We start from the raw sequence: 9,128 nt of genomic DNA, 5'->3' as shown, positions 1-9,128 counted from the left end.
GCCATCATATCTTCGTCAATTTGTAAGCGTCCGGCAGTATCAATAATTACTGTATTTATTCCTTCGGCTCTAGCTCTTTCCACACCTTGACGGGCAATTTCTACGGGGTCTGCTTCAATTCCTAGTTCAAATACTGGGACATCAATTTGTTTACCCAGGGTAATTAACTGGTCAATAGCTGCGGGACGATAGATATCTGTAGCCACTAGCAGACAACTACGGTCTTGTTTGCGTAAATGCAAAGCTAATTTAGCGGTGGCTGTGGTTTTACCAGTCCCTTGTAAACCAGCCATTAAGACAACGGTGGTCTTACCTGCAACTTCAGCCAGAGGAACATTTTCTTCCCCCATCACCTGCACTAATTCATCATGAACAATTTTGATGAATTGTTGGTCAGGACGCACGCCGGCGATAACTTCAGCCCCCTGGGCTTTGGTTTCGACTTCGCTAATAAAATCTTTGACCACCTGGAGATTGACATCTGCTTCCAACAAAGCCCGACGCACTTCCCGCAAAGCGTCTTGGATATTGGATTGGGAGATTTTATCCTGTCCTCGCAGTTTTTTCCAGGCGGATTCTAAACGGTCAGATAGTGCATCAAACATAATTCAGTTACAACGTAGTTAGTCTGTTGAGAATATTTGGTAAGTTTTTAACGATCTTCAATACCAGCTTATCTGACTCTAGCAACTGATTGATCTGGTAAACCGTAATTTTGAAGGTGTTTTAGCTGGTAACAGAGACACAGAGGAAGGATGATTTATATAACTCTAATTCAGACAATATTCGTTATAACTTGTCGTGTTTATACGATAAAGATAGTTCTTCCTCATCAAAATTATGGTAACAGTTTTTTTTGATGGTGTCAATGGGGTTTTCCCTGGGAATTTTTTTGAGTGATAAATGTGACAGTTAAATATAAATTAAACTTTAAAATTCATTAAGGTTGGGATATGTTTGATATTAATAGGACTTACGCAAAAGTTAGGGAATAACAAACCGCAGAGGACGCAGAGAATACGGAGAAATCAGAGTTTGAGGGTTTTTGCGTAAGTCCTAAGTTAATATTCATGAAAATTACTTAAAATTATGTCTAATTTTAATCTCTATATCCAAAACCTACAGAAAAATATTAAACATGGTGGAGAGCGTAGTCACTACTCCAGTTTACAAAGTTTAATAGAGGGCATAGAAGTTGGCATTAATACCATAGTAGAAGAAAAAGGTAATCAAGCAGGAATACCCGATTTAACTATCAGAAAAAATGAGCGCGTTGTGGGATATATAGAAGCTAAAGATATTAATATCAATATCACTAAATTAGACAAACAAAATGAACAGCAAATCAAACGTTATTTAGAATCAAATATAGGTTATAACTTCATTTTAACTAATTACCTACAATTCCGTTGGTATGTAGATGGAGAATGTGAAAAAATCGCTGAATTAGCTACTTTAGAACAAGGAGAAATTACCCTAGTTGATGATTTACAACCTATCACAGAATTATTACAATCATTTCTGAACCAAAAAGCCAAAGATATTAATAATTATTATGATTTGGCTAAAGAAATGGCTGCTTATACTAAAACTATTAGAAATGCTATTGACTTATCTTTAGTAATAGAAGATCCTACAGAGGAATTAAATCGCCTAAAAGAAACATTTAAAAAATTACTCTTGTTAGATATAGATAATGATAAATTTGCGGATATGTACGCCCAAACTATTGCTTATGGGTTATTTACTGCAAAAATTGGTCATACAGAAAACGCTCTAGAATTAATATTTAATCGCACTACAGCCAGTATTTATATTAGTGATAGAATCCCTTTTTTAAAAGGTTTATTTGATTTAGTTTTAGGAACTGGTAGTGTTAGTAAAATTCACAAATCTATTGAGAATTTAATTGAATTATTTAACAGGATAGATATGACCAATATTTTAGAAAATTTTGGTCGAGAAACCCGCACACAAGATCCAGTAATTCACTTTTATGAAACGTTTTTAGCTGCTTATCAAGCATCATTAAGAAAAAGTCGTGGAGTTTATTATACTCCTGAACCTGTGGTTAAATTTATCGTGCGTGCTGTGAATGATATTTTAGTAGATAGAAAAATTTTTGATTTAGAATATGGTTTAGGAAATAGAAGAGTAACAATTCTTGATCCCGCAACAGGAACAGGAACATTTTTATATGCAGTTATTCAACAAATTTGTCATAATTTTGCTAAATATGATGTTCGTGGTTTGCATAATTTATTAAGAGATACAGAACTTTTAAACCGTCTTTTTGGTTTTGAGTTATTAATGACTCCTTATACCATAGCACATTTAAAAATAGGTGTATTACTGGGATATCTAAACTATAAATTTGCACCAAATGAAAGATTAAAAATATATTTAACTAATGCGTTGGAAGAAGGCATAAAACAAGGTGATTTAATCTCTGGTATTACCCAAATTATTGCGGAAGAATCAAGTCAAGCAGCAAAGGTAAAAACAGAAATTCCCATTACTGTAGTATTAGGAAATCCTCCCTATTCTGTCAGTTCTCAAAATGCTAGTAAACGCAAGAGAATCTTAAATCAAGATGAAAAATATTTAGCAGATGTGGAATACACTGGTTCAGTGTGGAGTAGAATTTATAAAACTGGTAAAGTAGGTAAAACTATTACGGAATTAACCCACATTGGGGAACTTTTAGAATTATATAAAGGTAGGGTAAGATTAGAAGGTGAGAAAAATATTCAACCTTTGGATGATGATTATATCAAATTTCTTAGATTTGCCCAATATCAAATAGAAAATAATAGTCATAATGCGGGTATTATTGGTTTTATTACTAATCATTCCTATCTTAATGGTTTAATTCATCGAGGAATGAGGGAGGAATTATTAAAATATTTTGATACTTTATATATTATGGATTTACATGGTAATTCTTTATTAAAGGAAACTACACCAGAGGGAAATATTGATCAAAATGTTTTTGATATTCAACAAGGTGTGGCTATTTTAATTGCTGTGCGCGAAAAAAGTAAACCTGATTATGGTTCTACTGCTTATAAATCCAGAGATGGTATTAAGGAAAAGGCTAAGGTATTATATTATGATTTATGGGGAAATCGTGAGGATAAATATAATTTTTTAGAATCTGCAAGTTTAGATAATGTTGATTGGATAGAGGTACAACCTACTGCACCTAATTACTTTTTTAAACCTAGAATTTTCTCCCTAGACATAGAACAAGAATATCAAAGTTTATGGAGTGTTCAAGATATATTTTCAGTTTACTCTAATGTTATAGAAACAGGTAAAGATGATGTTTTAATTGCTTTTGAACGAGATACATTATTACAATTTCTGCAAAAATTATGCAATGATAGTGTTTTGGATCAAGATATAGCTGAAATTTATAAAATTGCCGATTCTCCTAACTGGAACTTTTTTAAATCTCGTTTACTACTTGTAAGAGACGGTTTAAACCAAGAATTAATTAAACCTATTTACTACCGACCATTTGATATAAGATTTACCTATTATCACAGTATTTTAAGAAGGATGCAAGAAAAAGTTTTAAATAATTTAATTCAAGATAATTTAGGTTTATTATTAATGAGACAAGTAGCTTCAGGAGATAATCAATATACGCATTTTATGGTTTCTAATACAATTGCTGATAATCGTAGTTTTTTTAGTAATAGAGGAAGACCAAGTATTTTTCCACTGTACACTTATCCAAATACAGAAAATCAACAAACTAACCTTTTCCTAGAAAAAACTCCTAATTTATCCACAAAATTCTTAGAAGCTATTAAAACTAAACTGGGTAAAATACCAACTCCAGAACAAATATTTTACTATGCTTATGCAATATTTCATAGTCCCACTTATCGCACTCGCTATGCTGAATTTCTGAAAATAGATTTTCCACATCTTCCCTTAACTAGTAACGAAAACCTATTTAACGAATTAGCTATCAAAGGAGAAAAATTAGTTAATTTACATTTAATGAAATCGGATATATTCAAGAATTTAATTACAACATATCAAAGAATAGGAGATAATCAAGTTAGTGAAGTTACCTATAATGCAGAATTGCACAGAGTTTATATCAATAAACAGAGTTATTTTACAGATATTCCCTCACATATCTGGGAATTTAAAATTGGTGGATATCAGGTATTAGATAAATGGCTAAGAGACAGAAAAAACGCCAAGCGAGAATTATCTAACGAGGAAATTACCCATTATCAAAAAATCGTTATTGCTTTAACAGAAACTTTACAACTAATGCAGGAAATTGACATAATTATTCCTGGGTTTCCTATAGAGTGATGAGGTATATAATTTATTTTGCACCACTACTTAACTATTTTTGATTTCATAATGTTGGGTTTCCTTGCGTCAACCCAACCTACATTCAATTTTTTACAGGTTATTGATATCAATACCTTTGGCTGCTAATTTTGCTAATAGGTCTTGATAATTTTGCCGTTCTTGTTCTGCCCGTTGGTATTCCTGTTCTGCTCTTTGCTTTTCCTGTTCCGCTCGTTGATATTCTTGTTCGGCTCGTTGATGTAATTCTACAGATGTGAGAAACTTACTACCATCAGGATAAGAAATTTCTAAATTGTCTGGTGTTAATTCAAAACGAATTCCTAAACGCGGACTTACCCAACCATTGATTTCTTCAATTGCCTCAAAACATTCTTTTTCAAGGAGAAATCCTGTTAATTCGATTGTATCTGGATTATATATATAATATTCTTCTACCCGATAACGTTGATAAAATAGGATTTTTTTCGCCATTTCTTTGGTACTATTTCCTGGTGAAAGAATTTCAAATACCACTTGAGGAGGAATATTATTTTCTTGCCATTGTTTATAAGAACCTCTATCACCTTTTGGTCTACCAAAAACCACCATTACATCAGGTGCTTGGCGGATTTTTACATTTCCTTCTACGGGATACCAAAGTAAATCACCAGCTATAAATACATCATTATTTGGGGCGAATAATATTTCTAAATTTTCTTTAATTTTAACAATCCATTGATATTGTTTAGTATTATCAGACATGGGGTTGCCGTCACTGTCAGGGTAGATGATTTCTGGTTTGATTTCTGGTGGTGTAAGTTGCTGTACCATATCTGGATCTCCGTTGTACAGAATATAAATAAAGTTTTTAACTGAGCAGTGGTACTGATGAACATATTCATAATTATATAGTAGTTATAGCGAAACTCAGCTTTATGCGATCGCCTACAACTGAATTTCCCAATGTTTGAAAACCATAAAAATTATCAGAAAAATTAGAGATTTCAACAGCAAATTAAACTCCCATACCCCGTCCTTCTTCTCGCCATAACTGATTTAATCTGGTAGCAGGCATGGTTAGATAAAGAACATCTCCAGGGCTAAGAATAGTTTCTAACAAATCCCAGCCTTGAACAGTTTCGTTGTTGATTTCCACATACAAAGGCACAAAATCCGCAAACTTGGCCACATCTTTCACCCATTCATCGCAAAAAGGGTGTATAGGTGTAATTACCGTGGCGAAAGCCACCCATAAACTATCAGCAATGATGCCATTACCAATAATTCTACCACCCAAAGCAGCAGCAGCAAAAGCAGGAGCGGCTAGTTCAGCCGGACTGAGTACGGCTTCAAAATCAAATACCTGTTGTGCCATACCCGCAAAATCAGGATCAGCATAATTGACAATCACAGGAATTTGAGGTGCTAAAGCCTTAGCTTTCAGAGCAATTTCCAAATTTGTTGCATCATTACTAGTCACAGCTAAAACTGCGGTAGCGGTATGAATATTACTGGCTTGTAAAGTGGCGCGAAAACTGGCATCAGCCAGAATGATAGGAATACTCATCCCTCTAGCAGTATTCACAAATCTGTTATTTACATCTGTTTCAATTACGACTACTTCATGGCCACTGTTATGAAGTTGTTGAACTATGCGGATACCAATCCCACTCAAGCCACAAACAATATAATGATGACGTTGGGGAATTCTGGCAGCATCCCAAAATTGCTTGAGACGTGTACCTAAAACAAAATCGGTGAGCATAGCATACCAAATCCCGAACACCGCTGCCCCTACTAACATCATGATGACAGTAAAGAATTTAATACTGTCGGGAGCGTGTTCTACAACTTTATCATTACCTCCAGCCCCCGTAATCATGCCTACAGCAAAATACAAAGAATCTATAAAAGAAGTATTTAATTTAGTGCTAAGATAATATGTAAATGTAGCTATTAAAATAATTACTAATAAGACAATTGCCATCACAACAACTGATTGGGCGTGTTTTTGAAACTGCCGGATATTAGAAATAACTTTTAGCAGTCTATTCATCAACGATTTACGCGGTTGACGGATGCGGGGTTGAGCGCCAATAATTAAGCGATCGCCTACCCTTAACTGTTGTTCTGATAAAACCGCAGATACTAAATTGAGTTTTCCTTCTATTGGGACATAATAAATTAGCATCCGCGAGGGATCTTCCCATAAATCACTCAATTTCTTTCCTTTCCAAGGATGATTTTCGTGAATATATTCTTCCTGAATTGGCCAAGTTTGTTGAAGTAATTTAATTTGTCCAATCGCCTTATTTCCCAAAGCCGCAAAGGTAAATACTGGAGCAGCCAAACCAACAACACTCATACTTAAATGATTTGCCAAAGTTTGATCCAGACGTTCACCTAAATTTGTATTATAAAAACGGTTAATAATCCGAATCTGGGGATTAAGTACCCGTGCTTGCATCATAATTGACAAATTTAGCTCATCATCTGAAGTTGCTATTACTAAAGTATGTGCTTCTTCAATTCCCGCTGCTTGTAATATAGAAGCTTCATATAACTCACCGACAATCACATTAGCAGCAGTTTCTCCAGAAATAGGTTTGTGATGAATACCCACAACTAAAGCACCTTGTTGTCTGAGTAATCGAAATATTTTATATCCAGTACGCCCTAAGCCACAAACAATAATTCGAGGTTTCATGCAACAACAACATAATATTTATATCAGGGACTACATATCAGTTATCAATCAACAATTGAGAACGAACTATTGAATTGTAGATACAGCACTTCCCGGAAATGGTATAGAAATGAAACTCTATATCTAAGTAGGTGGGCGTTAAAAATTGTCGTTGGGGCAAGGGAACACTATGGCTTACGCCACGACAAGCTCAGTGCATCGCAGGGAACAGGGAACAGGAAGAGAGTTTTGGGCGATTTGACTTTTCTTCACATACCTTTAAATTTTTCTGTTCACCTACTTATATAAGCAGTTAACAATCAAATCAGGTCAAATTACATTTGATTAATTCTCACTTCTGTATTTTCTCTTATTAACCGCTATTGTGACTTAATTTGCTGACTGATAACTGTAACTGAACACACGATATTCACCTCATGGGGAATTAAAAATTAAAAACTAATTAGCAGCTAGTATCAAGTCATCACAGACAACAGCCGCATCTCACCTTAGCTTTGGCAATGTTGACAACTATAGCTACCCATGAATTTTCTCATCACACCAATGCTGATTTTGCCGCTGGAGGCATAGAGTTAACAATTTAAATTGATATAGCCTCAATGCTAGATTGAGAATACTGTTAATAGACTAATGAAGGGTTTCACCCCTCATCCTGAAAATCTTGATTTTAGATTATAAGAATATTTTAAAATCGGTTTTATCGTTATAGATCTAATGCCTTAAAAGTCCGTAAAATCAAGTCATACTAGGGGTGCTGGGTGTGACCCCCTGTTAATTATCTCACAAAAATGTAGGTAAAAAAATGTTAGGACTGAACAATCAAAAAAAATAAAAATAAATGCCAAATTGGCAACCATCACATCAGGAAGCAGGCTAAATTATATTAGACAAGCGAAAACAAGGGAGTTGTTAAGAAGCTGAATCAATTAACATCATCATCTTGTAGAGATTGTCCTAAAAATAAATAGAATTAGTATTTGCTGCATAGGAATACCTGCTAAATATAGGCGTTATCGTTAACCTGCAAATTACCCCCCTAATTTAACGGTTATCGTCTGTATGAATAAATTCCTAAACGCTTCAGCAGCAAATGGTAGAGTGGGAGAGAAAGGCGCTTGGTAATGCCTCCTCCCACTCTCTTTTTTTGGGTACTTTTTGCTAAACCTGTGACTTCTGACTTCGGCAATAAAAACGTCTTCGTTGCAGGATTTGAATTGATTCTATAATTACTTCTACTTTTACAGGTTTAGAAATAAAATCATCCATACCAACAGATAAACAGTGTTCCCTATCTGATAGCATTGCGTTAGCAGTCATAGCAATAATATAAGGGCGGTTAGTTTCACCCCATTCTTGATAAATTGCTTTTGTTGTTTCGATACCATCTAATTCTGGCATTTGGATATCCATAAAAATAACATCATACATTTCTTGTTTTAATGACTTCAATGCCTCAACCCCATTATTGGCAATATCTACTTGATATCCTAGTTTTTGAAATAATTTTGTGGCGATTTTCTGATTAATAATATTATCTTCAGCAATTAGGATTCTTAAAGGAAATTTTTGGGAGAAATTAGCATCAAATTTATTTTTTGGTTCTTCTATGTTTGGAAATCCTTGATTTAATGGGGTTAAGAAATCTAGTTCTAAACTAAATATACTTCCTTGAGATAATTTACTACTAACTTTAATCTCACCTCCCATCATTTTTACTAGTTTTTGACTAATTGCTAAACCTAATCCTGTCCCTTGAGATTTGAATTTATTTTCTCCTACTTGTTCAAAAGGCAAAAATATTTTTGTTAATTTGTCAGGGCTAATACCGACACCTGTATCTATGATTTGTAACTTAATTCTAGTCAAGTCAAATGATTCGTTATTTGGTGTTTGGCTAATAAAATTTACAATAAACTTTACTTCTCCTGTATCTGTAAATTTAATAGCATTGCCAATTAAATTTAACAAAATCTGTCTGAATCGTTTTTCATCAGCATGAATAATCACAGGTATTTCTGAATCAAATTGACAGTTAAAAATAATATTTTTTCCAATGAAGAATAACGACAAATTTCTACTATCCCTTTCAGAAAATTAG

The 9,128-nt window shown here is 34.0% G+C and carries 5 protein-coding genes; 1 reads left to right on the top strand and 4 read right to left on the bottom strand.

The window, feature by feature from the left end:
* Positions 1–605: signal recognition particle receptor subunit alpha (locus tag FJR38_RS24280; RefSeq protein ID WP_174764124.1), on the bottom strand; the 605-nt coding region annotated here is incomplete at its 3' end.
* A 484-nt stretch (positions 606–1,089) separates the two neighbouring features.
* On the opposite strand from FJR38_RS24280, the gene FJR38_RS24275 reads away from it, so the two are divergent.
* A complete protein-coding gene (locus FJR38_RS24275; protein WP_168539904.1) occupies positions 1,090–4,341 on the top strand; it encodes a type ISP restriction/modification enzyme in 3,252 nt (1,083 codons plus the stop codon).
* Positions 4,342–4,434: 93 nt separating this feature from the next.
* Here FJR38_RS24275 and FJR38_RS24270 read toward each other — a convergent pair whose 3' ends face one another.
* From FJR38_RS24270 to FJR38_RS24260, 3 genes are all read right to left on the bottom strand, one after another.
* Positions 4,435–5,154 (bottom strand): Uma2 family endonuclease, encoded by a 720-nt coding sequence (locus FJR38_RS24270; protein ID WP_168496865.1) that lies wholly within the window; start codon positions 5,152–5,154, stop codon positions 4,435–4,437.
* Positions 5,155–5,338: 184 nt separating this feature from the next.
* Complete coding sequence (locus tag FJR38_RS24265; RefSeq protein ID WP_168539902.1) at positions 5,339–7,030, bottom strand: TrkA family potassium uptake protein; 1,692 nt, start codon at positions 7,028–7,030, stop codon at positions 5,339–5,341.
* A 1,158-nt stretch (positions 7,031–8,188) separates the two neighbouring features.
* Entirely contained in the window at positions 8,189–8,998 is an 810-nt protein-coding gene (locus FJR38_RS24260) for a response regulator (protein ID WP_168539900.1), read from the bottom strand.
* Between the last annotated feature and the right edge of the window lie 130 nt (positions 8,999–9,128).

The organism is Anabaena sp. UHCC 0253 (assembly GCF_009712085.1).
Taxonomy (GTDB): domain Bacteria; phylum Cyanobacteriota; class Cyanobacteriia; order Cyanobacteriales; family Nostocaceae; genus Dolichospermum.
This window is presented reverse-complemented; position numbering and strand designations above follow the sequence as displayed.

Bases quoted from the DNA above. Each gene is read 5' to 3' on its own strand.
- FJR38_RS24270 (WP_168496865.1), bottom strand. From the start codon at position 5,154: ATGGTACAGCAACTTACACCACCAGAAATCAAACCAGAAATCATCTAC.
- FJR38_RS24275 (WP_168539904.1), top strand. From the start codon at position 1,090: ATGTCTAATTTTAATCTCTATATCCAAAACCTACAGAAAAATATTAAA.
- FJR38_RS24265 (WP_168539902.1), bottom strand. From the start codon at position 7,030: ATGAAACCTCGAATTATTGTTTGTGGCTTAGGGCGTACTGGATATAAA.